This window comes from Pseudomonas sp. MIACH, from assembly GCF_001269925.1.
Lineage (GTDB): Bacteria > Pseudomonadota > Gammaproteobacteria > Pseudomonadales > Pseudomonadaceae > Aquipseudomonas.
In genome coordinates, this window is record NZ_LHVO01000018.1 from 183,140 (window position 1) to 207,552 (window position 24,413).

At 60.5% G+C, this 24,413-nt stretch carries 21 protein-coding genes and 1 pseudogene; 8 read left to right on the forward strand and 14 right to left on the reverse strand.

All coding sequences use genetic code 11. The annotated features are described in order from the left end of the window. Nucleotides 1-12 precede the first annotated feature (12 nt). From AD670_RS07250 to arnC, 10 genes are all read right to left on the reverse strand, one after another. Nucleotides 13-723 (reverse strand): HPP family protein, encoded by a 711-nt coding sequence (locus AD670_RS07250; protein WP_053129823.1) that lies wholly within the window; start codon nucleotides 721-723, stop codon nucleotides 13-15. Between the two features lie 197 nt (nucleotides 724-920). Then, complete coding sequence (locus AD670_RS31900) at nucleotides 921-1,157, reverse strand: type VI secretion system contractile sheath small subunit (RefSeq protein ID WP_082340924.1); 237 nt, start codon at nucleotides 1,155-1,157, stop codon at nucleotides 921-923. A gap of 191 nt (nucleotides 1,158-1,348) precedes the next feature. Then, nucleotides 1,349-2,971: a glycosyltransferase family 39 protein gene (locus AD670_RS07255; protein ID WP_053129826.1), complete on the reverse strand. Its 1,623-nt coding sequence runs from the start codon at nucleotides 2,969-2,971 to the stop codon at nucleotides 1,349-1,351. Between the two features lie 3 nt (nucleotides 2,972-2,974). After that, on the reverse strand, nucleotides 2,975-4,354 hold the full coding sequence (locus AD670_RS07260) for a UDP-glucose/GDP-mannose dehydrogenase family protein (RefSeq protein ID WP_053129829.1): 1,380 nt from the start codon (nucleotides 4,352-4,354) through the stop codon (nucleotides 2,975-2,977). Further along, complete coding sequence (arnF, locus tag AD670_RS07265; RefSeq protein WP_053129832.1) at nucleotides 4,351-4,764, reverse strand: 4-amino-4-deoxy-L-arabinose-phosphoundecaprenol flippase subunit ArnF; 414 nt, start codon at nucleotides 4,762-4,764, stop codon at nucleotides 4,351-4,353. Before arnF ends, AD670_RS07260 begins: the two co-directional genes overlap by 4 nt. Next, nucleotides 4,761-5,108 carry a 4-amino-4-deoxy-L-arabinose-phosphoundecaprenol flippase subunit ArnE gene (arnE, locus tag AD670_RS07270; RefSeq protein ID WP_053129835.1) on the reverse strand — a complete coding sequence of 116 codons (348 nt, stop codon included), beginning with the start codon at nucleotides 5,106-5,108 and terminating at the stop codon, nucleotides 4,761-4,763. The genes arnF and arnE overlap by 4 nt, the downstream gene beginning before the upstream one ends. After that, the gene (gene arnT / locus AD670_RS07275; protein ID WP_053129841.1) at nucleotides 5,105-6,760 is read right to left on the reverse strand and encodes a lipid IV(A) 4-amino-4-deoxy-L-arabinosyltransferase; all 1,656 of its coding nucleotides are present in this window, start codon (nucleotides 6,758-6,760) and stop codon (nucleotides 5,105-5,107) included. Before arnT ends, arnE begins: the two co-directional genes overlap by 4 nt. Continuing rightward, entirely contained in the window at nucleotides 6,757-7,641 is an 885-nt protein-coding gene (gene arnD, locus AD670_RS07280) for a 4-deoxy-4-formamido-L-arabinose-phosphoundecaprenol deformylase (RefSeq protein WP_053129843.1), read from the reverse strand. Before arnD ends, arnT begins: the two co-directional genes overlap by 4 nt. Then, the gene (arnA, locus tag AD670_RS07285) at nucleotides 7,641-9,632 is read right to left on the reverse strand and encodes a bifunctional UDP-4-amino-4-deoxy-L-arabinose formyltransferase/UDP-glucuronic acid oxidase ArnA (RefSeq protein WP_053129845.1); all 1,992 of its coding nucleotides are present in this window, start codon (nucleotides 9,630-9,632) and stop codon (nucleotides 7,641-7,643) included. The genes arnD and arnA overlap by 1 nt, the downstream gene beginning before the upstream one ends. Beyond that, the gene (gene arnC, locus AD670_RS07290) at nucleotides 9,629-10,666 is read right to left on the reverse strand and encodes an undecaprenyl-phosphate 4-deoxy-4-formamido-L-arabinose transferase (RefSeq protein ID WP_053129847.1); all 1,038 of its coding nucleotides are present in this window, start codon (nucleotides 10,664-10,666) and stop codon (nucleotides 9,629-9,631) included. Before arnC ends, arnA begins: the two co-directional genes overlap by 4 nt. A 435-nt stretch (nucleotides 10,667-11,101) precedes the next feature. On the opposite strand from arnC, the gene AD670_RS07295 reads away from it, so the two are divergent. Then, on the forward strand, nucleotides 11,102-11,914 hold the full coding sequence (locus tag AD670_RS07295) for a M949_RS01915 family surface polysaccharide biosynthesis protein (protein WP_053129849.1): 813 nt from the start codon (nucleotides 11,102-11,104) through the stop codon (nucleotides 11,912-11,914). Nucleotides 11,915-12,020: 106 nt separating this feature from the next. Next, nucleotides 12,021-12,935: a tyrosine recombinase XerC gene (gene xerC / locus AD670_RS07300; protein ID WP_053129853.1), complete on the forward strand. Its 915-nt coding sequence runs from the start codon at nucleotides 12,021-12,023 to the stop codon at nucleotides 12,933-12,935. 208 nt (nucleotides 12,936-13,143) lie between these two features. On the opposite strand, the gene AD670_RS07305 is transcribed toward xerC, so the two are convergent. Further along, nucleotides 13,144-14,001 carry an SDR family oxidoreductase gene (locus tag AD670_RS07305; RefSeq protein ID WP_053129856.1) on the reverse strand — a complete coding sequence of 286 codons (858 nt, stop codon included), beginning with the start codon at nucleotides 13,999-14,001 and terminating at the stop codon, nucleotides 13,144-13,146. Nucleotides 14,002-14,101: 100 nt separating this feature from the next. Further along, a complete protein-coding gene (locus AD670_RS07310) occupies nucleotides 14,102-15,310 on the reverse strand; it encodes a multidrug effflux MFS transporter (RefSeq protein WP_053129859.1) in 1,209 nt (402 codons plus the stop codon). Nucleotides 15,311-15,446: 136 nt separating this feature from the next. Between AD670_RS07310 and AD670_RS32220 the strand changes: the two are divergent. From AD670_RS32220 to AD670_RS07330, 5 genes and pseudogenes are all read left to right on the forward strand, one after another. Further along, a pseudogene (locus tag AD670_RS32220) lies at nucleotides 15,447-16,202 on the forward strand (MCP four helix bundle domain-containing protein); the annotation flags it as partial. A 132-nt stretch (nucleotides 16,203-16,334) separates the two neighbouring features. Then, nucleotides 16,335-17,060: a methyl-accepting chemotaxis protein gene (locus AD670_RS32225; protein WP_371263176.1), complete on the forward strand. Its 726-nt coding sequence runs from the start codon at nucleotides 16,335-16,337 to the stop codon at nucleotides 17,058-17,060. A 200-nt stretch (nucleotides 17,061-17,260) separates the two neighbouring features. Then, nucleotides 17,261-18,181 carry a ribokinase gene (gene rbsK, locus AD670_RS07320; protein ID WP_053129865.1) on the forward strand — a complete coding sequence of 307 codons (921 nt, stop codon included), beginning with the start codon at nucleotides 17,261-17,263 and terminating at the stop codon, nucleotides 18,179-18,181. Nucleotides 18,182-18,209: 28 nt separating this feature from the next. After that, on the forward strand, nucleotides 18,210-19,541 hold the full coding sequence (fucP, locus tag AD670_RS07325; RefSeq protein WP_053129868.1) for an L-fucose:H+ symporter permease: 1,332 nt from the start codon (nucleotides 18,210-18,212) through the stop codon (nucleotides 19,539-19,541). Next, on the forward strand, nucleotides 19,538-20,584 hold the full coding sequence (locus AD670_RS07330) for an aldose 1-epimerase family protein (RefSeq protein WP_053130121.1): 1,047 nt from the start codon (nucleotides 19,538-19,540) through the stop codon (nucleotides 20,582-20,584). The genes fucP and AD670_RS07330 overlap by 4 nt, the downstream gene beginning before the upstream one ends. On the opposite strand, the gene deoR is transcribed toward AD670_RS07330, so the two are convergent. After that, nucleotides 20,581-21,339, reverse strand: a complete 759-nt coding sequence (gene deoR / locus AD670_RS07335; RefSeq protein ID WP_053129871.1) for a DNA-binding transcriptional repressor DeoR — start codon at nucleotides 21,337-21,339, stop codon at nucleotides 20,581-20,583. The genes AD670_RS07330 and deoR overlap by 4 nt on opposite strands. Before the next feature lie 128 nt (nucleotides 21,340-21,467). On the opposite strand from deoR, the gene deoC reads away from it, so the two are divergent. Beyond that, nucleotides 21,468-22,151 (forward strand): deoxyribose-phosphate aldolase, encoded by a 684-nt coding sequence (deoC, locus tag AD670_RS07340; protein WP_053129874.1) that lies wholly within the window; start codon nucleotides 21,468-21,470, stop codon nucleotides 22,149-22,151. 1,287 nt (nucleotides 22,152-23,438) lie between these two features. Here the strand turns inward: deoC and AD670_RS07345 are convergent. Beyond that, nucleotides 23,439-24,401: an SDR family NAD(P)-dependent oxidoreductase gene (locus tag AD670_RS07345; protein WP_053129877.1), complete on the reverse strand. Its 963-nt coding sequence runs from the start codon at nucleotides 24,399-24,401 to the stop codon at nucleotides 23,439-23,441. Nucleotides 24,402-24,413 lie beyond the last annotated feature (12 nt).

A 24,413-nucleotide genomic window follows, 5' to 3' on the forward strand; every position in this document is an offset into this window, starting at 1 on the left:
CGGTGAGCCGGCTCAGGGCACGCGACTTGCCAGGACTTCGCCGATGCTGCGGCGGCGCGCGTGGGTTTCGGCCGCGTGAATCAGCTGCTCCAGCTCTGTGGGCGCCACATCATAGAACTGCTCCATTTCGGCCAGCGCCAGCTTCAGGTCGGCGGCGGTCACGGCAGGATCACGGCCGGCATTCGGGCGGTTCAAAATAGCCGTCGGTGACTCAACCGCGCCCTTGGGGTAGCGCGTGCGCGTGGCATTGTTGTAGGCCAGGGCACAGGCGAGCAGGGTGCCGGCGCCGAGCAGCACGGCGCCCATCTCATGCCAGCCCAGGGCGGCGGAGGCTGGATCTGCGAGCACCAGGGTCATGGCCAGGCCACCTGCGGGTGGGTGCAGGCAGCGCAGCCAGCACATCAGCACCACCGCCATACCGGCCGCCAGGCACGCGCCGCCCAATGTACGCCCGAGCACCCGCGCGACCAGTAACGCCACGACACCCGCGCACAGGTAGCTGCCGATGATCGACCAAGGTTGCGCCAGCGCGCCGGATGACACCGCAAATAACAACACCGCCGAAGCCCCCAGCGGACCGAGCAGGTGCAGCGCCACCTCCATGCCAAAGACCTGGGCACACAGCCACACACTGAACAAGGTACCCAGGGCCATGCCAATGGCGGCACGGCTCCATTCAGTGGGGCGGGTGTTGATAGCAGCGGGAAACCAGCGAGCGAGCATTGAACAAAAATCCATAAACGGCGGGCAAAAAAAAGGCTTGTCTGGTTGCCCGGAAAAGCCCTTCGAAAGTTCCTGCATTTGGGGGAGGAACCTGCGCAGTGTGCCGCGCCTGTTAAGGCAGCGCCAATGCATATTAATGAGGGTTAAATACAAAAATAATGAATTTACAGGCGCTGTATCAAACGGGCGCGAGTCGATCAGGGCGTGACAGAGGGGTTGAGTTCGCCCAATACGCGGTTATCGGCCTCTTCATTGAACAGCTGCTTTTGCAGGTTTTCCTGCAGTCCTGGGTCGCCGGCCAGGGGGCCTTTGAGTGCCACCAGGGCATTGCGCAGCGACATCAGTCGATCCAACGGTGGAGTAGACAGATAGCCGATATGCACGCCATCACGGGCCAAGGCCGCAGGGGTATCCAGTAAACGATCATTTGGCACGGCATTGTCCTCTCACGAAGTGAACCGCGATGCTGGCTGCAGCTCCTGGCGTCCTTGTTGTAATCCATCGTCCAGGGCGGTAGATACTTACCGCACGTGGACGTCGAGTCTACAGTTGGGCTTAAGGCGCGTGAAAGTGAAATGACACCAGCCATTACGCATAGCTGTGTAGGATCTTTCTGTGCCGTTGCTCAAGGTTGGGTGGATTTGGCCAGGTACAGCAACACATACGGGTTTCGATCGAACTCGCCGGTCAACGTGGGGGTGATAGCGGCAAAGCGCGGGTCTTTCAGCGCCTCGAAATCCACTTGGCTCATCACCAGCCAGGCTGGCCCTTGGATCGGCGCCAGGTCAGAGGCCTGTTGGGTAAACAGCGGTACCTGATCGCAGTCGAGGTTGACCATGTATTTGATGGCCTTGGCGTCTTTGCCCAAGCCGTGCAATACCACGGGGGCCCGCTGTTGCATCACCTGCTCGTGAACGTGCAAGGTGAACGTGCGGGTGTCATACAGGCTGCGCGCCAGCGGCTCTACCACGAGGATGTAAGTGGCCCACACCGCCAACACTGCGGCAAACGCCGGAATCACCGGACGCAGGCGTGATCTGAACAACCCCAGCAGTGCCAGTACCTGCAGCGCACCCAGCACACCCAAGACCACTCCCAGATCACTCAACTGTTGCGCATAGCGTGGACGCACAAACAACAGCCCGGCGATCAGCAGCGCGGGCAGCAGCGTCCAGAGCCCCAGCATCAGCCCGCGCAGCCAGGCGAACAGTCGACCCTGTGCGACATAGAAGGGATAGGCCGCAATAATCGCCGCCATCGGCAACATCGGCAGGACATAGCGGGCCTTCTTCGCCTGGGGAATCGACAGGCCCAGCATCACCAGCAACCCCGCAGCGGCGCAGTACAGCACCAACTGCAAGGCCGGCTCCGGGGTACGGCGGCCACCGATTGCCACCGCCAGCAGCACCAACAAGGCCAAGGGATAGGCGAGCGCGTAGTTGCCCAGTGAGCTGGTGAAGTAATACAACGCACCGCTGGAGCCCTCGCTGCCATCCATGCGCCCGAGGAACTGCATGCGGATTACATCCTGCATGAAGCTCTCGCCGCCACTGAGCTTGGCCATCAGCAACAGCAGGCCGACGCAGGCCACCAGCAGCGCCAGGGCCAGCCCGCCGAAACTGAACAGCTGACGCCATTGCCGGTTGATCAGGTAGTAGCTGCACAGCACGCCCGTCGGCACGACCAGGCCAATCGGCCCGCGAATCGCGAAACCGAGGATCAGCAGCAGGAACAGCCAGTGCAGGCGTTTGCCCGCCGCGAAGTGATCGTGGGCGTAACCCAGGTAGAACACCGCCAGGGTAATGGCCGCGAGCATCTGGTCCAGGGACACCGCGCGGGTTTCGCTGATAAAGGTGGTGCTCAGCAGCAACACCGCAACACTCAACAGGCCCCAGCGTTGGGAGTAGGGCGCCGTCAGGCGATACACCAGGCTGACGATCACTGCCGAGGCCATGGCCGTCGGCAGCCAGGCCGTGAGGCTGGTGACCTGGCCAAGTGGCCATGACAGCAGCCAGGTCATCAGCGTCGAAGTGGCCAGGTAATCGGCATACGGCTGGCCGTAGGTGGTGGGGAAAAAGCTCGGTCCGTGCCGTAGCATCTCCTGGGCAAACACCACGAAACGTGAGTCGAAACCAATAATTGCCTGGTGCCAGTTACCAGCGATGAACAGCAACAGGGCCAGCAGTCCCAGGCCGAGGGACTGCCGGCGGACCGTTGGGCTGAGCAAGGGCGGTTGAGCTTTGTTCACGTATCAGGCTTCCACGACCTGAGGCACCCACTGCTGCTGGGGAATCGGCAACTGGCAGGAATCGCCACGGCCGATCGGGTAGTACTGGAAGCCTTTGCGTGCCAGGCGTTCACCGTCGTACAGGTTGCGGCCGTCGAAGATCACCGGGGTTTTCAGGCGCTGGTGGATCAGGTCGAAGTCCGGGGCCTTGAACTGCTGCCATTCGGTGCAGACGATCAGCGCATCGGCGCCGACCAGGGTGGATTCCGGCGTGCCCATCAGCATCAGCCGCTCCTCGTCACCGTAGAGGCGCTGGGTTTCCTGCATGGCTTCCGGGTCGAACGCCCGCACGCTGGCGCCGGCGGCCCACAATGCTTCCATCAGTACGCGGCTGGGCGCATCGCGCATGTCGTCGGTGTTGGGCTTGAACGCCAGGCCCCACAAGGCAAAGGTCTTGCCGCGCAGGTTGCCCTGAAAGAAGGCATTGATGCGCTCGAACAGCTTGCTCTTCTGGCGCTGGTTGATGGCTTCCACGGCTTCCAGCAGGTCGCTGGAGCAGTTGGCCTGCTTGGCGCTGTGGATCAGCGCGCGCATGTCCTTGGGAAAGCACGAGCCGCCGTAGCCGCAGCCAGGGTAGATAAAGTGGTAGCCGATGCGCGAGTCGGCACCGATCCCCAGGCGTACGGCTTCGATGTCGGCGCCCAGGTGTTCGGCCAGCTCGGCGATCTGGTTGATGAAGCTGATCTTGGTGGCCAGCATGCAGTTGGCGGCGTATTTGGTCAGTTCGGCGCTGCGCAGGTCCATGAAGATGATGCGGTCATGGTTGCGGTTGAACGGCGCGTACAGGTCGCGCATCACGTCGCGCACTTCTTCACGCTCGCAGCCGATGATGATGCGGTCCGGGCGGCGGCAGTCGGCAACGGCCGAGCCTTCCTTGAGGAATTCCGGGTTGGAGACGATATCGAACTCCAGGTGCCGTCCGGCCAGGTGCAGGGCTTTTTCGATGTGGGCGCGCAGGGTGTCGCCGGTGCCCACCGGCACGGTGGATTTTTCCACCAGGATCACCGGTTCGATGCGGTGGCGGGACACGGCATCGCCCACCGACAGCACGTACTTGAGGTCTGCCGAGCCGTCTTCATCCGATGGCGTGCCGACCGCGATAAACAGCACTTCGCCGTGTTCGACGGCGAGTTTTTCGTCAAAGGTGAAGCGCAGTCGCCCGCTTTCCAGGTTTTCCTTGACCATGGCCGCCAGCCCCGGCTCGAAGATGCTCACATGGCCCTGCTGCAGGAGCTTGACCTTGTTCTGATCGACGTCCATGCAGATGACATCGTGACCGACTTCGGCCAACACAGTGGCCTGCACCAGACCGACGTAACCACTACCAAATACACTGATTTTCATGGGGCATTCCTGGCGCTTGCAGCGCTAGCACGACGAGAGTTAATGACCAGCACACCAAGGATGACCAAGGCCACCCCCAGGCTTTTCGAGAGGGAAAAATGTTCGTTGAACACCGGCAGGCTGGCGGCCAGCAGGTACACCAGTGCATAGCTGATGCTCAGCAGTGAATAGGCGCGGCCCAGGGGCAGGTGCTTGAGGGCGCCGAGCCAGCAGAGCATCGACAACGCATAGGCGAGGATCGCCAGGCTCACCACGCCCAACGCTCCGAAGTCGATGGCGTTGCTGTTGAAGGCCGTCAGCCATTCGGTGGGCAAGGGCAGGCGCGTCATGCTCCAGCGCATGCCCAATTGGGCGGCGCTGACCAGGCCAACGCTGCCCAGGGCCAGGGCAAAACCACGCACGCGGCTCATACCTGACGCCCCAACAGCACCACACCGGCAATCACCAGCACCACACCCAGCCAATGCCGTGTGTCGATGTGTTCCTTGAACACACAGCGCGCCACCAGCGTGACCAGCACGAAATTGAGGCTGAGCATCGGGTAGGCGATGCCGACTTCCAGGCGCTGCAACACCAGCAACCACACCAGCAAGCCAAAACCCAGGCACAGCAGGGCCGACCACAGCCACGGCGAGCGCAGCTTCAGCGCCCAACCGTCGGGCTGGTCGCGCCAGCTTTCCACGGCGAATTTTTGCGAGACCTGGCCCATGCATGTCAGCAGGCAGGCGGCCAATAACAGGCACAGCGTGATCATGGCGCAACCTGCGGGAACACCAGGATCACGATATTGCCTTGCTCGTAGCGCTTGCCGTCTTTGGGCAGCAGCTCCACTTCGGCGAGTTCGTCGTCACCCTTGACGCGCATTACCACACCGACCGCGCCGTGTTTGCGTGCGTCGCTCATCCACTGTTGGACTTGCGTGGTGTCGACCTTGTGATGGGCCGCATCGTCAAAGGCCAAGCCATATTTCACTTCGCCGACGGTGTTATAGAGGGTCACGTCCGGGCGCTTGACGCGCCAGGCCAGGGCGGAGGCCGCGCCCAGGTCGTTGCTCAGCAAGGCACTGGTCTGACTCAGCTCTTGGAGGTGATCGATGATGAACTGGTCCGGGGTCTTGTTGTAAACCACCGAATGGGGCAGTGCGGCCGGGACCAACGCCACCAGCAACCAACTGCCGACCACCGGCGCTGCCCACAAGCGCAGCGGGCGTGACGCTTGCAGCAGGTTGGCAACGATCCAGCCGAACAGAAAGACAAACACCAGCACCAGGCTGAGGGTTTCACTGCCGTGCTCATACACCGGCTTTTTCAGTTGGAACCACGTCAGCGCAAGCAAGGCCAGCACGCCGATGACCAGGTTCAGCCAGCCGTTGATGCGCAACACACGGCCACGGGCCTGGGCCAATTTGTCGGCCAGGGTATGACCCATCAACAACGCCAGCGGCAACAGGCACGGCATGATGTAGGAGGGCAACTTGCCCTTGGCCAGGCTGAAAAACGCCAGCGGCATCAGCAGCCACAGCAGCAGGAAGGCAGTTTTCGCCGCGCGTTTTTCCTGCCACGCCTGTTTCAGGGTGGACGGCAGCAGCGCAACCCACGGCAGGCAGAATGCGACCAGCAGCGGCAGGTAATACCAGAATGGCTCGGCATGCTGGGCATCCTCGCCGGCAAAACGCTGGATATGCTCGTGCCAGAAGAAGAAGTTCCAGTAGTCCGGCTCTTGCAGGTGCACGGCCAGGGCCCACGGCAGGCTCACAACAATGGCGACGACCACGGCGACCAGCCCATAACCGAGCAGTTCGCGAAAGCGCTTCTGCCAGATCGCGTAGGGCAGGGCGATCAACACCGGCAACAGCCACGCCAGGAAGCCCTTGGTCATAAAGCCCATGCCACAGGCAAAACCGAGCAGCGCCCAGGCTCCCAGGCGGCCGTTGCGGGTGGTGCTGTCGAAGCAGAACCACAGGGCAACGCCGGTCAGGTTGACCCAGAACGTGAACTGCGGGTCGAGGTTGGCGTAGCCGCCCAGTGCCGCCACGCTGACGAAACTCATGTACAGCACGGTGCTGACCAGGCTTTTTTGCGGGTCATTCCACAGCCGGCGCGACACCAGGTACACCAGCAGGATGCTCAAGCCGGTGCTCAACGCCGACGCGAAGCGCACGCCAAACAGGTTTTGCCCGAAGATCGCCTGGCCGAGCGCGATCATCCAGTAACCGGCAGCCGGCTTTTCGAAGTAGCGAATCCCCATGAAGTGCGGCGAGGCCCACTTGCCGGTCAGCAGCATTTCCTGGCTGATCTGCGCGTAGCGGGTTTCATCCGGAATCCACAGGCCGTGGGTGGCCAGCGGCAACAGGTAAAACACACCGAACGCCAACAGGAGCAGGGGCAAGGCCCAACGCCGGATCATGCCTGCTGCACTCCGAGCCAACCCTCACGGCCGCTCAAGGCGCCGCGCACCAGGTGTTGCTGGGGCAGGGTGGTCAAGTCCGCAGGCAACAAGTCGCCCAGCGGTTTGAAATCAATGCCGCGCTGCCCTGCCTGGGCGAGCAACTGGCGAAAATCGTTGGCCATCAGAATCCCTTCTACTTCTGCGTGGATCGTGTAGACGTTGAGCTTCGACGCGGCAAACCGGTCAAGAATGAAGCTGTTGAAGTCTTTGGCGGCCACCACCGGCCCGACGACTTCGTCGAAGGTCGGCAGGTCCACCGGAATTTGTGGCGTACCCGCGCTGCCATCGGCCAATGTCGGCCGAAACAGGCTGGTACCTCGGCAATCGCTGTTGTAGCGAAAGTTGAAACCTTGCTTGGCTTGCACCACACGCTCATCGGCACGCCAACCGGCGGCCGCCGAACAGTCGATGCGTTCGCCCAGGATGTCGCTCAGGGTCTCCACGCCGCGTCGAATCTGCTCGACCAACTGCGCATCGCTCCAACGCCCGGTGTTGGCCTGCCAGCCGTGGTGATCCCAGGCGTGCAGGCCGACTTCATGCCCCGCTGCCTTGGCCTGGCGCATCAAGTGCCCCAGGTCACGACCGATCGGCTTGCCCGGCCAGGCAGTGCCGGCGAGCAGGATGTCCCAGCCGTACAGGCCGGCAGCGTTGGAGCGCAGCATCTTCCACAGGAACTGCGGGCGGATCAGGCGCCACAAGTGGCGCCCCATGTTGTCCGGCCCGACACTGAAGAAGAACGTCGCTTTTACCCCGGCCTCATCCAGGGATTCGAGCAACCGTGGCACACCTTCACGGGTGCCGCGGTAGGTGTCGACGTCGATGCGAAGACCTGCCTCCATTACTTTTTGTCCGCAATTTCAAGCATGGCTTCACGCAGGAAGAAATCGAGCGTATTACCGATGGTTTCGCTCATTTCCACGGTCGGCTCCCAGTTCAGCAGGCGCTTGGCGTTTTCGATGCTTGGCTTGCGGTGTGCCACGTCCTGGTAACCGGTGCCGTAGAACGCCTTGCTTTCTACATCGCGGAAACCGGCGAACGGCGGGAAGTTGCTGCGCAGCGGGTGCGCTTCGAACTGACGCAGCAGCTCTTCGCCCAACTGACGGATGCTGGCTTCGTTTTCCGGGTTGCCGATGTTGATGATCTGGCCGTTGCAGGCATCGTTGTCGTTATCGATGATGCGCGCCAGGGCTTCGATACCGTCGGCGATGTCGGTGAAGCAACGCTTCTGCTCGCCACCGTCGAACAGGCGGATCGGCGTGCCTTCCACCAGGTTCAGGATCAGCTGGGTGATCGCACGGGAGCTGCCGATACGCGCCGAATCCAGGCGGTCCAGGCGTGGGCCCATCCAGTTGAAGGGACGGAACAGGGTGAAGTTCAGGCCCTTGGCACCGTAGGCCCAGATCACGCGGTCCAGCAGTTGTTTGGAGACCGAGTAGATCCAGCGCTGCTTGTTGACCGGGCCAACCACCAGGTTGGAGGTGTCTTCGTCGAAGTACTGGTCCTGGCACATGCCATAGACTTCGGAAGTCGACGGGAAGATCACGCGCTTGTTGTACTTGACGCAGTAGCGCACCAGCTTGAGGTTCTCTTCGAAGTCCAGCTCGAACACGCGCAGCGGGTTACGGGTGTATTCGATTGGCGTGGCGATGGCCACCAGCGGCAGGACCACGTCGCACTTCTTGATGTGGTACTCGATCCACTCGGTGTGGATGCTGATGTCGCCTTCGACGTAATGGAAGTTCGGGTGGCTGCGCAGGCGCTCGATGGCGTCGGAGCCGATGTCCAGGCCGTAGACTTCATAACGGTCGTCACGCAGCAGGCGTTCGGACAGGTGGTTACCGATAAAGCCGTTCACACCGAGGATCAGCACGCGGGTACGGCGCGGCTTGCGGCCGGACTCGGCACCGCGCAGCACGGAGCCGTCGACCAGGCCCAGTTCGCTGGCCAGGGACGGACCGGCCAGGTACAGGCCGTTGTCGTTGCGCTGGCCGAACTTGACCACGAGGGAGTCTTCACCGCAGGCGATGCGCAGCGGGTTGACGCTGATCACGCGGCCCGGCGCCAGGCCTTCATTGCCCTTGACCACTTCGGCTTGCCAGACGATGAGCTTGTGCTCACCGACGGCGCAGAACGCGCCCGGGTACGGTTGAGTCACCGCACGCACGAGGTTGAACAGTTCTTCAGCCGGTTTTTTCCACTCCAGCTTGCCGTCGGCAGCGGTGCGACGACCGAAGTAGGTGGCCTGGCTTTCGTCCTGGGCGGTTTCAGTCAGCTTGCCTGCGGCCAGTTGCGGCAGGGCGTCGCGCAGCAGGCTGGTCGCTGCATCACGCAGTTTGGCATGCAGGGTCAGGCCGGTGTCAGTGCGCTCGATCACAACTTTCTGTTGGGCCAGGATCGCGCCGGCATCGGCACGCTTGACCATACGGTGCAGGGTCACGCCGGTTTCGGTTTCGCCGTTGACCAGCACCCAGTTGGCCGGTGCGCGGCCACGGTATTTAGGCAGCAGCGAGCCGTGCAGGTTGAACGCGCCTTTGCTGGCGGTGGCCAACAGCGGCTCGCTCAGCAGGTTGCGGTAATAGAAGGAGAAGATGTATTCCGGGTTCAGCTTGGCAATTCGCTCGATCCACAACGGGTGGTTGGCATCTTCCGGCGCGTGCACCGGGATGCCGTTGCGCGCGCACAGCTGGGCGACGGAACCGTAGAAATTGTTTTCCTTGGGGTCATCGGCATGGGTGAACACGGCGGCAATGTCGTAGCCGGCAGTCAGCAGGGCTTCAATGCCCGCACAGCCAATATCGTGGTAAGCGAAGACAACGGCTTTTGAATTCATGACGAAACCTGATCGGAAGGAGAAGTAGTGGTGGTATGGGAGGACACCAGGCCGTCAACGACGACCACGGGTGCCGGTGCTGCCGGTTGGTTGCGCAGCACTTTTTCAATAAAGAAGCGGGGGCGGGCGCGGACATCGCTGTACATGCGGCCCAGGTATTCACCCAGCAGGCCCATGCCGATGAACTGGCCACCGGTGAACACGAACAGCACCGCGAACAGTACGAACAGACCGTCGCCGGCCCAGTCAGCACCGAAGGCCAGGCGCATCACGATCAACGCAAAGGCGAAAAATACGCCCAGCGCGGCCAGGCTGAAGCCGACGATGGAGAGCAGGCGCAGCGGGGTGGTGGTCATGCAGGTCAGCAGGTCGAACATCAGGCTGATCAGGCGCATGGCGCTGTATTTGGATTCGCCGTGTTCACGCTCGGCATGGTGCACCAGGATCTCGGTGGTATGACGGGCAAAGCCGTTGGCCAGGATCGGGATAAAGGTGCTGCGCTCGCGGCAGGCGAGCATGGCGTCGACGATGGTGCGCCGGTAAGCGCGCAGCATGCAGCCGTAGTCGGTCATAGCCACGCCGGTGGAGCGTTGCACGGCGAGGTTGATCAGGCGTGAAGGCCAGCGGCGAAAGGCCGAGTCCTGGCGATTGTTGCGTACCGTGGCGACTACGTCGTAGCCCAGGGCGGCTTGTTCCACCAGGCGCGGGATTTCTTCGGGAGGGTTCTGCAGGTCGGCGTCGAGGGTAATCACCACTTCGCCCCGGCACTGCTCGAAACCCGCCATGATCGCCGCGTGCTGCCCGTAGTTGCGATTGAGGATAACCGCCACCACATTGCTGCCGTCTTCAGCGGCGGCGTCTTCGAGCATTTGGGCGGAGTTGTCGCGACTACCGTCATCCACCAGGATGATTTCGTATTCGTAGGCCAGTTGCTTGCAGGCTGCTGTCGTGCGACGCAGCAATTCAGGCAGGCTGTCTTGTTCGTTGTAGACCGGGATAACGATCGACACGCAATGAATAGGGTAGGGTTTCAAAGATTCATGACCTCGGAGTTAGAGCAACTTGGAGCGTGGAAACATCAGCAATCGTTGGGCGAGCGCCTAGCCCGCAGATAAAAAAACGGGGTTAAAGCTGAAACGTAATCAACAGGTTAGCTGGTGTTACGAGTTTTGCCCTGAAGTTTCACGTCCAAGATTAAGCGCAAAAATGTTGAACAGATATGAAAGGCAGATGAAAAACTCGTTTATTTGACAGGTAGACAGCTAGTGTTCAGCTACACAACTAAGGCGCTGCGGGTGTTATTTATGGGGCGAAACAGGAACTGTTTGCATGTCGCGCGCCGGACTTGATGCGCACGGGCTGCGGGATCACGCCGCGCGACCGGCAGCTGCGTATTTATATTGAAGAATCTTCTCTGCATTGGCCCTCAAGTGCCGGTAAAGTAAGCCATCTCTTGCCAGGGTACTCGGATGAATAGCGTGCAGCGTATAGGCGGCCAATGGCGGCCCGTTTTGATCGGATTGTTGATGACGGCAGCCTTCGTCACGACCGTACGGGCAGATGATGGGGTGGCACTGACCACACTCGCTCAAGTGCCCGAGGGCGTTGAAGTGCGCGGCAGGCAGGTCGCCGCCTATACCTGGGACGACCGCCAAGGCAAGAACCTGCTGGTGCTCTCCGAGCAAGTCAGCGAGCGCGAGGACGACGGCACCCAGTCGGCGTTTGTCTATGCGGCCCAATACCTGATCGATGGCGACCGCCCCAAGCGCATGTGGATGCTCTACGACGACGTACAGCATTGCGAATTCGATGCGGCGCTGCGCTTTGACATGGCCGCGACCAAGGTCACCGACCTCACCGGCGATGGCATCACCCAGGCCACGGTGGGCTATTCGCGCACCTGCACCAGCGATGTCAGCCCCAATGAATTCAAGCTGATCATGCACGTCGGCAAGTCGCAGAAGTACCGCCTGCGCGGTGTCGATCGCGTGGGCGCGGCCTGGTGGGATGAAGAGGCGGGGGCACTGCGCGGCATGCCGCTGCCCAAGGATTGCAGTGTGGCGGGGCAGCAGGCGCTGGTCAGCCAGTACAAGGAGCAGGGCACGGAGTTGCCGTTGCCGGGGTGCTATGGCGATGAGAAGGATTTTGCCAAGGCGCCGGATGCCTATCTCGCATTCATGCGCCAGCACTGGTTCGCGTTGATGCAGAAACAGGACGCCGAATGGAGCCAGGCCCTGACACAGCCCCAGGCACCTGCCGAGGATGACGAAACTGCCCCATGATTTGGCGTCATGGCCTTGGTGCGTTAGACTCGGCTCTGCCAATTCACTAAATACCTTGATTTAACAATGGCTTGCTTGAGGTATTTAATCCAAAGGCTGATCTAACTTGACTGAGTCTATCCGCAACCCACTGACCCTCTACCTCACTCGCCTGGCACCCTCCAGCCAGCTGACCATGCGCTACGTGCTGCAGGACGCCGCCGACCGCCTGGGCTTTGAGGACATCAACCTCGAAGACATCGACTGGCACCTGCTGCAACCCGAGCACGTCATCGCCCTGGTGGCGGCCTTGCGCGAAGATGGCTATGCGCCGAATACCTCGTCGCTGTATGTGAATGCCGTGCGGGGGGTGATGAATGAAGCCTGGCGCATGAGCCTGATCAGCCAGGAACATCTGCTCAAGATGCGCACGGTCAAGGCCACGCCAGGCACTCGCCTCAGCCAGGGTCGCAACCTGCGGCGCACGTTGATCCGGGAAATGATGGATGTCTGCGCCGCCGATCCGCGCCCCCAAGGCCTGCGGGATGCGGCGGTGATTGGCATCCTGTACGGCTCGGGGATGCGCAAGTCGGAATCGGTCAACCTCGACCTGGCGCAGATCAACTTTGATGAGCGCAGCTTGCGGGTGATCGGCAAGGGCAATAAGGAGCTGGTCAAGTACGCGCCGGACTGGGCGTTCGCCAAGTTGCAGGCGTGGTTGGCCTTCAGGCGCGAACAGCTCAAGGAAGGCGAACAGGACGATAGCTTTCTGTTCAACCGCATACGCCGGGGCAGCCATATCACCCGCGAGCGTATCACCAAGCACGCGATTTACTACATCGCCCGCCAACGCGGTGAGCAGGTGGGCGTAAAGATCATGCCCCACGATTTCCGCCGCTCGTTCATTACGCGCGTGATCGAGGAGCATGACCTGTCGATTGCACAGAAACTCGCGCATCACACCAATATCCAGACCACCGCCAGCTATGACGTGCGTGACGACAATGAGCGGAGGCGGGCGGTGGATCGGTTCGATTTATAGGCGACCGGCGCCGTTTTACGTAGCGCGAACCCCTGTGGCGAGCGGGCTTGTCGAATCGTCGCACCGCCCACGTTGGGCTGCGCAGTAGCCCCAAAACCTGTCTCTGCGGAATATCAGGTACACCGCATTCGTCCTTGATTGGGAGCGCTACGCGCTCCAACGCGGGGCAAGCCCGCTCGCCACACAAATATTGATAAGAGGGGCCGGTTTAGAGAATGGGTTTGCCACCGGTGACCGCATAGCGCGACCCCGAGATATAGCTGGCCTCATCCGACGCCAGCAGCACATAAATCGGCGCCACTTCCACCGGTTGCCCAGGGCGGCCCAGCGGCGTTTCGCTGCCGAAGCTCTTCACGTCCTCGTCGGTCATGGTCGCCACGATCAGCGGCGTCCAGATCGGCCCCGGTGCCACACTGTTGACGCGAATGCCCTTACTGCCCAGCAACTGCGCCAAGCCGCCGGTGAAGTTGGCGATTGCGCCCTTGGTGGCGGCATAAGCCAGCAGGGTCGGCTTAGGCATGTCGGAGTTGACCGAGCTGGTGTTGATGATCGAACTGCCGGCTTTCATATGGGGCAGGGCAGCCTTGCAGATGCGAAACATCGCAGTGATGTTGATATCGAAGGTCTTGACCCATTCCTCATCCTCGATCTCTTCCAGCGTCTCGTGGGTCATCTGGAACGCAGCGTTATTCACCAGCACGTCGATGCGCCCAAACTGTTCTACGGTCTTGTCGACCAGCGCCTGGCAGGTGGCTTTTTGCGCGATATCGCCGGGCAGCAAAAGGCACTGGCGGCCTGCTTCCTCAACCCAGCGCGCGGTTTCCCTGGCATCTTCGTGTTCGTCCAGGTAGGCGATGGCGACGTCAGCGCCTTCACGGGCAAAGGCGATGGCCACCGCACGGCCGATGCCGCTGTCGGCACCGGTGATCAAGGCGATTTTGTTGGCCAACCGGCCGGAGCCCTTGTAACTCTGTTCCCCGCAGTCCGGGTACGGGTCCATCTTGCGCTGGGTCCCGGGCACGTTTTGCGCTTGAGGGGCGAAGGGCGGGCGAGGGTAGTCAGTCATTTCCAATCTCCATAGGTTTCGAGCAGTGCTATGGGATTAGTAGTTTCATGGCCGGCGATAGTTGTAATGGATGCCGGCCAGGCCCGACGAGTGGTACCGCTCAAGAGGAGGGCGGTACGCTCGCCAAGTGCGCCGACAGACGGCGCAAGGTCCACAGGACGGTAAGCATCGCCGCCACGGCACACAACGCGATACCTGTCAGCATCGGCGCCGGTGTATGGTCGGCAAACACCCCGACCAGCGTCATCGACACTGCGGCGGTAATCATCTGGATCGCCCCCAGCAAGGCCGAGGCGGAGCCCGCCACTGCGCCGTGATCCTCCAGCGACAACACCCCGGCCGCCGGCAGCAGCAGGCCGAGAAAACCGAAGCCGATAAACAGCAGCGCCATCATCCAGGGCAGGCTATCGACCCACAGCGTGGTGGCCGCCAGCACGATCATGACGGCGGCCACCGCCGTTACCGACCAGCGAATCAGCGGCGCCAGGCCGAAGCGGGCGCTCAGGCGAGCGGTGAGTTGGCTCATGGCGAAGAATGACGCAGCGTTCAGTGCAAAACACAGGCTGAATTGCGTAGGTGTCAGGCCGAAGTATTCGATATATACAAACGGCGCACTGCCAATAAACACAAAGAAGGTGGCCAGGCCAAAACCGCATACCACCGACAAACCGATAAAAACCGGATCGCGCAGCAATGCACCGTAGCTGCTGAACGCCGTGCCCAGGGTCTTGCCCAAACGCCGTTCGGCCGGATGGGTCTCAGGCAGTTGCACGATGGTCATGACCAGGCACGCGACGGCCACCACCGCCAGCACGGCAAACACTTCGCGCCAGCTCCACAGCGAGATCACCAGGCTGCCGGCCAGCGGCGCGAGGATCGGCGAAACACTCATCACCAGCATCAGCAGGGCCATCAGCCGCGCGGCTTCATGGCCGGTGTACAGGTCACGCACAATCGCGCGGGGAATCACCATCCCGGCACACGCGCCGAACGCCTGCACGGCACGAAAGCCAATCAGCACTTCAATCGTAGGCGCCAGCGCGCAGCCGATACTGCCCACGGCAAAGATCACCAGCCCCGCATAAATCGGCGGCTTGCGCCCGAACACATCGCTTATCGGCCCGTAGAACAGCTGGCACACGCCGATGATCATGAAGAACACCGTCAGGCTCATCTGCACCGCCGCCGGCGAGGCCTGCAGGCTGGCGCCCAGGGTTGGCAGGGCGGGCAGGTAGATGTCGATGGCGAATGGGCCGACGGCGGTGATCAAACCGAGCAGCAGGGCGAGGTGGGCGATACTTCGAGACATGGGCAGTTCCGGGCAGAGCAAAAGTCGATCAGATTAAGGGATCTGCACAGATCTGCAAACTTAGGCTTCACTAACTGAGATTGATGCCGATAACGGTAAAAACGTTGCTTTGACTGTCGGGTATGGGGATGTGGGCATGACGATCAAATTACGCTTGATGTTATTGATTGCCACCGGGCTGCTCACGGCCTTGGTCATGAGCCTGGCCGGCTACCTGGGGAACGGCCGGATGAGTGAGGCGGTGCAGGATAGCGAGGTCAGCATGACGGTCCTGCGCAACCATATGGAAGCCGACATGATGCACGACGCCCTGCGCGCCGACGTGTTGTCCGCCATGCTTGTGGGGTTGGGGAAAAGCACCAGCAGCAAGGACGAGGTCAACACTTCGTTGAAGGAACACGCCGAGCACTTCCGAGAGGTACTGGGGGACAACCTCAAGCTGCCGCTGGAGGCCACGATCAAGACCAGCCTGGAAAAGATCAGACCCAGCCTGGACACCTACATCAGTGCCGCAGAGCGCATCGTCGCGTTGGCCCTGGACAATCCTGAAGCCGCTCGCGGGGAACTGGACACTTTCAACAAGGCGTTTTCCCAGCTTGAAGATCAAATGGCGGCCTTGAGCGAGCTGATCGAAAGCAATACCCAGCTGACCAGCACCAGTACGCGGCAGACCATCAGTCACGCCAATTTAACCTTGGGGGCCGTGCTGATTGCCAGCCTGTTACTGCTGCTGGCGCAGGGGCGCTGGGTCATCCTGAGCATCATGGGTCCGCTGCAGACCGCCAGCCGCATCGCCGCGAGTATCGCTCGGGGCAACTTGAGCGAGCCGATCGTCGAGCCCAAGCGCAAGGACGAAGCCAGCTCATTGATCCGCAACCTCGCCATCATGCAGCGCGATTTGCGCGGCATGATCGAAGTGGTGCGCAGCAACGCCCATGGTGTCAGTGGCATGAGCGAACGCTTGAGCCAGGGCTGCCATGAAGTCGCCGGCAGCAGTCAGCAGCAAAGTGCGGCAGCCAGCACCATGGCGGCGGCAGCCAGTGAAATGACCGCCAGTATTGAAGAGATTACCCGGCATGCCGGGCGCGCCCTGGACATGGCCAATCAGGCTGAAGCCTTGGCCAAGGACGGTGGCCGGGTGATCCACCAGGTGGTGAAGGATATGGACGGCATCGCCCGTTCAGCGCAGCAATCGGCCCAGGTCATTCGTACGCTGGACAAGGAGTCCGAGGCGATCTACAGCATTATCCAGGTGATCAAGGGGATCGCTGACCAAACCAACCTGCTGGCCCTGAACGCCGCAATTGAAGCCGCCCGCGCTGGCGAACAGGGGCGCGGCTTTGCGGTGGTCGCCGATGAAGTGCGCAGCCTGGCGGGCCGTACCAGTGCCTCGACCCAGGAAATTGCCAGCATGGTCGGGCGTATCCAGCAGAATACCCGGGAAGCGGTGACCAGCATGGAGGAGGGCGTCACCCAGGTGGATAAAGGCATGGCGGTGACTGCCGAGGTAGAGCGCGCGATCCGCGACATTCTGCAGGCCACCCTCAATACCACCGAGTTGGTGAATGACATCTCGCGCACCATCGGTGAACAGAGCCTGGCGAGCAACGAGATCTCCCACCAGGTGGAGATGATTGCCGGGATGTCGGAAAACAACAGCCGTATCATCGGTGAAACCGCTTCGACTACCGATGAACTGGCGGGCTTGGCCGGCAAGTTGTCGCAGTCCGTGGATCGCTTCAGCCTGTAACAAATCACAAACCCGATAAGCGCTTTATCAACCGGCCCCCTGTGGGCCGGTTTTTTTTGCCCGATGCTCCGACCCACCTGCAGCGTTCATTGATCGGCTATCGCAAAAAAAAGATTGAATATTCACACCTAATGTTATTTAAATAACAAAACAAGAGCGCCACGACCTGCCTGGTCGTGCTGCAACAAGGTGGAATAGCAATGAGCAAGATCGCAGTCATCGGCAGCAACATGGTGGATTTGATTACCTACATCGACCGTATGCCGGCCCAGGGCGAAACCCTGGAAGCGCCTGGCTTTGCCCTCGGTTGTGGCGGCAAAGGGGCCAACCAGGCGGTGGCGGCAGCCAAGCTTGGGGCGCAGGTCCTGATGGTGAGCAAGGTGGGTGACGACATGTTTGCCGACAACACGCTGGCCAACTTCCAGCGCTTTGGTATCGACACCCGCTATGTACAGCGGGTGCCTGGGGTTTCCAGCGGCGTAGCGCCGATTTTTGTCAGCCCCGACTCCCACAACAGCATTTTGATCGTCAAAGGTGCCAATGCGCATTTGTCGCCGGCGGACATCGACGCGGCGGCCGCCGACCTGCGCGAGTGCACGCTGATCGTGCTGCAACTGGAGATCAATCTGGACACGGTCTACTACGCCATCGAGTTTGCTCATCGGCACGGCATCGCGGTGTTGCTCAATCCGGCACCGGCCCTGGCCGGCTTAAGTGGGACGCACCTGGCGCAACTGGATTTCCTGATCCCCAACGAATCGGAACTGGCTTTGATCAGCGGTCAGGTCGTGGACTCACCGGAAGCGGCCCAACGCGCCGCACGCACGCTGGTGGCCAACGGCATTCGCCATGTGATCGTCACCCTCGGCGAACACGGTGCGTTGTACGTGGGGGAGGAGGGCGAATTCCGGGTGCCGGGCCGAAAAGTGGTCGCGCGTGACACCACGGGCGCCGGCGATGCCTTTATCGGTTGCTTCATCCAGCACTGGAGCCGTGACGGCGCTATCCGGCAGGCCATGGAACAGGCCGTGGCGTATTCCGCCTGCTCGGTCATGGCGCTGGGCACCCAGACGTCTTATCCCGACCGCCAAGCGTTCGCGCGCTTCCAGCAACAGCAGTAACCCTTTCAAACCAGCCCGGAGAACAATAATGAACAAACCTGCGCTGCAACAGACACCCGATGGTTTCTACCTGAACCGCACGCCCTGGTTCGCCTTTATCCTGCTGTGCAGCATTTTTGCGCTGTGGGCAGCGGCGGCGAGCATGAACGACGTGCTGATCGCACACTTCAAGAAAGCGTTTTTGCTCAGTGATTTCCAGACCGCCTTTGTGCAGTCGGCGTTTTACCTCGGCTACTTTTTCGTGGCGATTCCGGCGGCGATGGTAGTGCGCCGTTTCAGCTACAAGAGCACGATCCTGATCGGGTTGCTGCTGTACATGTTCGGCTGCCTGCTGTTTTTCCCGGCGGCGTCCACGGCCAAGTACGGCATGTTCCTGCTGGCGCTGTTTGTGATTGCCGCCGGCCTGTCGTTCCTGGAGACCGCCTGCAACACCTACTCGACATTGATGGGGCCACGGGAAACCGGGACGCGGCGCTTGAATATTTCGCAGACCTTCCACCCCTTCGGCGCGATGGCCGGGGTGTACGTCGGCAGTTTCGTGATGTTCAAGGACACCGACGCCACCACCGAACAGCTGACACAGATGAGCGCCACCGAGGCGGCTGTGCAGCAGTTGCAAATGATCCAGTCCACGCTGTTGCCGTACAAGTGGATGATTGCGGTGCTGGTGCTGATGTTTATCCTTATCGCCATTACCCGTTTCCCCGCCTGCAAGGGCAATAAGCCTGCTGACAGCAAGCCGGGCAGCCTGCGTGAGAGCCTGGGCCGGCTGCGGCGTAACCCGCGCTTTACCTTTGGCGTATTGGCGCAGTTTCTCTACGTGGGCGCGCAGGTGGGCGTGTGGAGCTTTACCATTCGCCTGGCGATGCAAATGGGCGGTATGAATGAGCGCAGCGCTTCCTGGTTCCTGCTGACCACCTTTGCCGCCTACTTTGTCGGCAAGATGATCGCCAACCTGTTGATGCGACGCCTGCACCCGGCCAAGGTCTTGGCAATCTACGGTGTGCTGTGCATCGTGCTGCTGGCCTACACCATTCTGGTGCCGAACATTTCGGCGGTGTATGCAGCGGTGGGTGTGAGTATTTTCCTCGGCCCGTGCTGGCCGACCATCTACGGCCTGACCATCGATGGCCTGGGTGAGGACACTGGCGTCGGCGGCTCGTTGCTGGTCATGAGCATCGTCGGCGGCGGGGTGATTCCGATCTTCCAGGGCCTGTTGTCCGACGCCAGCGGCGGCAACATGCAACTGGCCTACAGCGTGCCGCTGCTGTGCTTTATCGTGATCGTGATGTATGCGCTCAAATGCTTGCGCCAACCCGGCACCTTGCCCTCGGGCGCAGCGGCGGCGGTGGCCTCATGAACACGCGTATCCCGCTGTATCCTGCGCTGTTTGCCGAGCAGGAAAAGATCCTGTTGCAGTCTGAGGATTTCAAGGTCTGTGGGTGGACCTACGCGTCCGGCGTGCAGGCGCTGAGCCTGGAGAACAGCCGTGGACGACTGGTGCTCCTGCCTTATCAAGGGCAGATGATCTGGTCGGCAGTGTTCGACGGTTGCGACCTGACCATGAGCAACCTGTTCGAGCAACCCCGGCCCAGCCCGACGGTCATCGATACCTATGGCTGCTTCATGTTTCACAGTGGCCTGCTGCGCAACGGCTGCCCGGCGCCGGATGACACCCATGCCCTGCATGGTGAAATGCCCTGCGCGCCGATGGATTCGGCCTGGCTGGAAATCGGCGAGGGCTTTGTGCGCCTGGGCGGTTTCTATCAATATGCCAAGGGCTTCGGCGATCGTTACCGAGCGTGCCCCAGCGTGACCCTGCGCGCTGACTCGGCCTTGTTCGATATCGATATGGACGTGACCAACCTGGCTGGCAAGCCTATGGAGCTGATGTACATGGCCCATATGAATTATGCGTATGTGGCCGGCGCGCGGTTTGTCGAGCCGTTGGGCATGCAGCACCTGCGCCTGCGCACCAGCATTCCGGACCACGTCAAGCCGACGCCGGATTGGAGCGCCTACATGGCGCAACTGGCCGAGCAGCCTACGCAATTGGTGTGTCTGGATAAGCCGGCGTTGTACGACCCTGAAATCGTGTTTTTCTTCGACGACGTCGGCACGGACGCCGCAGGCCAGGCACACTTTCTGCTGGATCATCCCGATGGCGCGGCGTTCTACACCCGGTATCGCCCCGAACAATTCGAGCACGCCGCACGCTGGATCCTGCACACGCCGGATCAGCAAGTGGCGGCCTTCGTGCTGCCATCGACGTGTGAACCCGAGGGCTATAACGCCGAGAAAGCCAAGGGCCACGTGCGTCTGTTGCCGGCGGGAGCCAGCGCCTCCTTCAATGTGACCACTGGCTATCTGAGTGCGCAGGAACGGCAGCGATTGCTGGGTTAAACCAGCAATTGCGCGCCGTGGGCCTGGATGGCTTCCTTGTAGCTGCGGGGGATTTTCTTGTCGCTGACCACGTACTGAAAGTCCTCCAGGGTGGCGAAGTGAGCGGTGCGCACTGTGTCGAACTTGCTGAAATCGGCGAGCAACACGCGCTGCTGAGCCTGGCGCATGACCTTTCGCTTGACCTCGACTTCGTTGAAGTTGAAGCACGTCACGCCGAATTCCTGGCTGACGCCGGCGGCCGTCACGAAGGCCCAGGTCAGGCGCACGCTGTCGAGGATGCTGCTTTCGGCACTGTTTTCAAACACCTGGTTCTTGCGGTGAAAGGTCCCGCCGCACAACACGATGTGGCAGTTGGGCTTGTTATGCAGCTTGAGCAGCACGTTCAACGAGCTGCACACCGCCGTGAACTCCACTTCATCAGGGATGAAATCGATCACAAAGGGCGAGGTGGTACCGCAGTCGAAAAATACCGTGTCACCGGGCTGGATCAGCCGCGCGGCGAGTTTGCCAATGCGGCGTTTTTCCTCGACGTGACGGGTGTCCTGCTCGGCGACCCGGTAGTCGCTGACTTCACTGCCGACCCGGGTGATGTAGCCGCCCAACAGGCGCAGGTGGTCGCTGAAGTGATTGAGATCGCGGCGCAGGGTCATCTCGGAAACCTCCAGCAGCGCCGCCATTTCCCTCAAGTGAATAGCGTTCTGGTCCTGCAAGGCTTGCTGGATAAGCTTGAGTCGCTCGGCTTTTCTACTGTCCACGAGTATTCCAGGGCTTGATTGTTTGTGTTAGATAAGTAACATCTAGTGTTATTATTGTAACGTATTAATGTGGTCGCTGTGACAAGCGGCACACGATCATTCGCAACATACAGGCAAGGGCACGTTAAATGAACACTCTTCAACCCGCAGCATTGGCCAAGTACATCGATCACACCTTGCTGGCGCCCGACGCCTCCCGTGAACAGATTCGCACCTTGTGCGAGGAAGCCCGGGAGCATGGCTTTTATTCGGTGTGCCTGAACTCGGGGCAGGTGCCTTACGCCGCGTCCTGCCTGACCGGCGCCAGCGTGGTGATTTGTGCCGTGGTGGGCTTTCCGCTGGGCGCCGGCCTGAGTGACACCAAGGCCTTCGAAGCCGAACGGGCGATTGCCGCCGGGGCAGGGGAGATCGACATGGTGCTCAATATCGGCTGGCTGAAGGACGGCCTGCTGGAGGCAGTACGCGAAGACATTGCCGTGGTCCACAAGGCGTGCGGCGCCGTGCCGTTGAAAGTCATCCTGGAAACCTGCCTGCTGAACGACGCGCAAAAAGTCCAGGCCTGCGAAATCTGCCGGGACTTGGGTGTGGCATTCGTCAAGACGTCCACGGGGTTCAGCCGAAGCGGTGCCACCGCCGAAGACGTCGCCCTGATGCGTAAAACCGTGGGTGCCGGGGTTGGGGTCAAAGCGTCCGGTGGCGTACGCGATTACCCGACGGCGGTGAAGATGATTGAAGCGGGCGCTACACGTTTGGGTAGCAGTTCGGGGATTGCAATTGTGGGCGGTGCGGTGACGGCGGCGGGCGGTTACTGACGTTGATGCGTATGCCGTTAATAACAAATGGATTATAACTAAACTAAATAGTCATTTAGTTTAGTTATATTTAATGGTTATTAATGGGGAAGGGTAGCTCATCCTTCACATCGCCCGGTTCTACAAGCCTAAAGGCCTGAAAGTTCCTATTTAAGTCATCGGCCATGCCATGACACACCGACGTTCCGGGCCGAATCCGTGCTTTTTAATCCTCGCTGAGTATCGCCGCTAGCCTCTGATCCAGGTCTGCGGGGCTTTGGTTTGAAAAAGCCTAACCGGGAGTAAAACGGTGCATTCCACGGCACGTCTGTGAATGTCATCGTACTCAGCCCTAAGAAATCCTTGCGGGCTATTTAGTCATCAAGTGCAACCCAGCCTGTCGATAGCGCTATGAGTTGGTTAAGACCCTCGATGGGCATCGGAGGCGATTCAGCTAGTAGCCAACTCAACGCATCCATCATTCGAAATGCCTGAGCAGCGGAGATTTCAATGGCGGGCAGGAGTTGTGCATCTTCGGGTACAGCGAGACGGATAATCGATTGTTGAAGCGGCAGGATGGCCAAGCCCAGAAGTCGTCGTCCTGAACGTGTGTTGCTAGAAGCAACACCTGAGCGCTGTGTTGAAATCCTATGGGGACTGGCCCTGAATCCGTAACATCGTATTACGCATAATGTATATTATGTTAAATCATATGTCAGGCTACTCGACTTCCTGCTCTCGCTCCGTTCTCGACCGAAATATTTTTGACGATATCGTACACCGACATGTGCAGAGGTTTCCGGCTTCATCGTAATACCACCGTTGGACCTTCTTCCAGACGTGTTGCGATGTGCTTTGACATGATCAAACCCGCATTTCATCGTGATTTCTCACACTCTACGCCCAGTACCCCTCAAGACTTTGAGTGCATGAAGGAGTGCTCGCTCTACCTATGGCTGTTGCTAGACGACCGCCGCGCCAGTCGCTCGAAGCTGGTCAGCTGAGGACCAATGACTGCCCTCCTTTGCTCGGGCGCAGACTGGCGTGACATGCCGGAGCGTTTCGGCCCTTGACTGAAGGAAAATCGCCGCATCATTACGCGCTTCGAAAGTAACCATCCAGCGAAGTCGCCTTCCCTATCCCGGCCAGTGCGGATGAACAACTGTTCGTCCAGGGTCTTTGCCCAGTTTTTCCGTCGTGCGCGACAGCAGCGGCGACTCGATGGGCAGTTTCTCCGTTGCGCAGCCAAAGAAGTTCTTCAGCCTCGGACAGAGAGCAACATAGGTATTGACGTTCTGTACCGATCACTCATTTCCTTTCAAAAGCGTCAATCCCTGTAAGTTGAGCGGATAGTGCCCAAAGGCGTTCGGCTTGGTCAGGGTCGGCGGCATAAGGCCGAACGCCGACAAAGGATGGTGGTTCGCTTGCATCCAGCGAAGCGATCTCACAGTCCTCACAATATAAGCCTCCCATGCCATTCAACTGTGGAGCTGTTGCGGCCCAAACTTGGGTTGCCGCACCTTGCTGCGTCGTCTTGAAAGTCGGATCGGCAAGGTGGCCGTTGACGTCTAGCCAGCCGGCGGCAATCATTTCATCCTGCGCCAGATGACGCTGGAGCGGAGTGAGAATCTTGCCGGGGTGAAGGGAGAAAGCCCGGACACCCTCGTGTTGACCAAGCCGATCAAGGTGGACAGCAAACAATGCATTGGCCGTCTTCGACTGCCCATAGGCCAACCACTTGTCGTAGCCCTGCGTAAATTGCACATCGTTCCAGCGGATACCCGATTGGTGATGCCCCGCCGATGACACTACTACCACCCTTGCTCGCCCCTTGAGCGCAGGCCATAGCAAATTCACGAGGGCGTAGTGCCCCAGATGATTGGTAGCGAACTGTGCCTCCCAACCCGCCCCTACACGGGTTTCCGGGCAAGCCATTATTCCCGCGCTGCCGATCAGGATGTCGATGTGTCGGTCGCTTGCCAGGAAACGGTGTGCGAAGTCATGCACGCTGGTCAGGTCGGAAAGATCCAGTCGCTCGATTTCCACATTAGGGATTCCGTTAGTCTTTGCGCGAGCAGCTTCAACATCACGTGCTGCAACAACGACACGCGCGCCCGCATTGGCCAGTGCTCTTGTCGTCTCCAGGCCCAGACCGGAATGCCCCCCGGTGACAATGGCGGTGGTGTTGGATAGATCGCACCCTTCAAGTACTTCTGCTGCGGTGGTTACCGCTCCGTAACCCGAGTGGATAGGAGATTGTTTGCTGGTCATGGCGTGTCCTTG

Excerpts from the sequence above, each read along its gene's own strand:
- AD670_RS07250 (WP_053129823.1), bottom strand. The coding sequence starts at position 723 with ATGCTCGCTCGCTGGTTTCCCGCTGCTATCAACACCCGCCCCACTGAA.
- AD670_RS07260 (WP_053129829.1), bottom strand. The coding sequence starts at position 4,354 with ATGAAAATCAGTGTATTTGGTAGTGGTTACGTCGGTCTGGTGCAGGCC.
- arnA (WP_053129845.1), bottom strand. The coding sequence starts at position 9,632 with ATGAATTCAAAAGCCGTTGTCTTCGCTTACCACGATATTGGCTGTGCG.
- arnE (WP_053129835.1), bottom strand. The coding sequence starts at position 5,108 with ATGATCACGCTGTGCCTGTTATTGGCCGCCTGCCTGCTGACATGCATG.
- AD670_RS07305 (WP_053129856.1), bottom strand. The coding sequence starts at position 14,001 with ATGACTGACTACCCTCGCCCGCCCTTCGCCCCTCAAGCGCAAAACGTG.
- rbsK (WP_053129865.1), top strand. The coding sequence starts at position 17,261 with ATGAGCAAGATCGCAGTCATCGGCAGCAACATGGTGGATTTGATTACC.
- AD670_RS07345 (WP_053129877.1), bottom strand. The coding sequence starts at position 24,401 with ATGACCAGCAAACAATCTCCTATCCACTCGGGTTACGGAGCGGTAACC.
- arnF (WP_053129832.1), bottom strand. The coding sequence starts at position 4,764 with ATGAGCCGCGTGCGTGGTTTTGCCCTGGCCCTGGGCAGCGTTGGCCTG.
- AD670_RS07295 (WP_053129849.1), top strand. The coding sequence starts at position 11,102 with ATGAATAGCGTGCAGCGTATAGGCGGCCAATGGCGGCCCGTTTTGATC.
- AD670_RS32225 (WP_371263176.1), top strand. The coding sequence starts at position 16,335 with ATGGCGGCGGCAGCCAGTGAAATGACCGCCAGTATTGAAGAGATTACC.
- AD670_RS07330 (WP_053130121.1), top strand. The coding sequence starts at position 19,538 with ATGAACACGCGTATCCCGCTGTATCCTGCGCTGTTTGCCGAGCAGGAA.
- arnT (WP_053129841.1), bottom strand. The coding sequence starts at position 6,760 with ATGATCCGGCGTTGGGCCTTGCCCCTGCTCCTGTTGGCGTTCGGTGTG.
- fucP (WP_053129868.1), top strand. The coding sequence starts at position 18,210 with ATGAACAAACCTGCGCTGCAACAGACACCCGATGGTTTCTACCTGAAC.
- arnD (WP_053129843.1), bottom strand. The coding sequence starts at position 7,641 with ATGGAGGCAGGTCTTCGCATCGACGTCGACACCTACCGCGGCACCCGT.
- AD670_RS07310 (WP_053129859.1), bottom strand. The coding sequence starts at position 15,310 with ATGTCTCGAAGTATCGCCCACCTCGCCCTGCTGCTCGGTTTGATCACC.
- deoC (WP_053129874.1), top strand. The coding sequence starts at position 21,468 with ATGAACACTCTTCAACCCGCAGCATTGGCCAAGTACATCGATCACACC.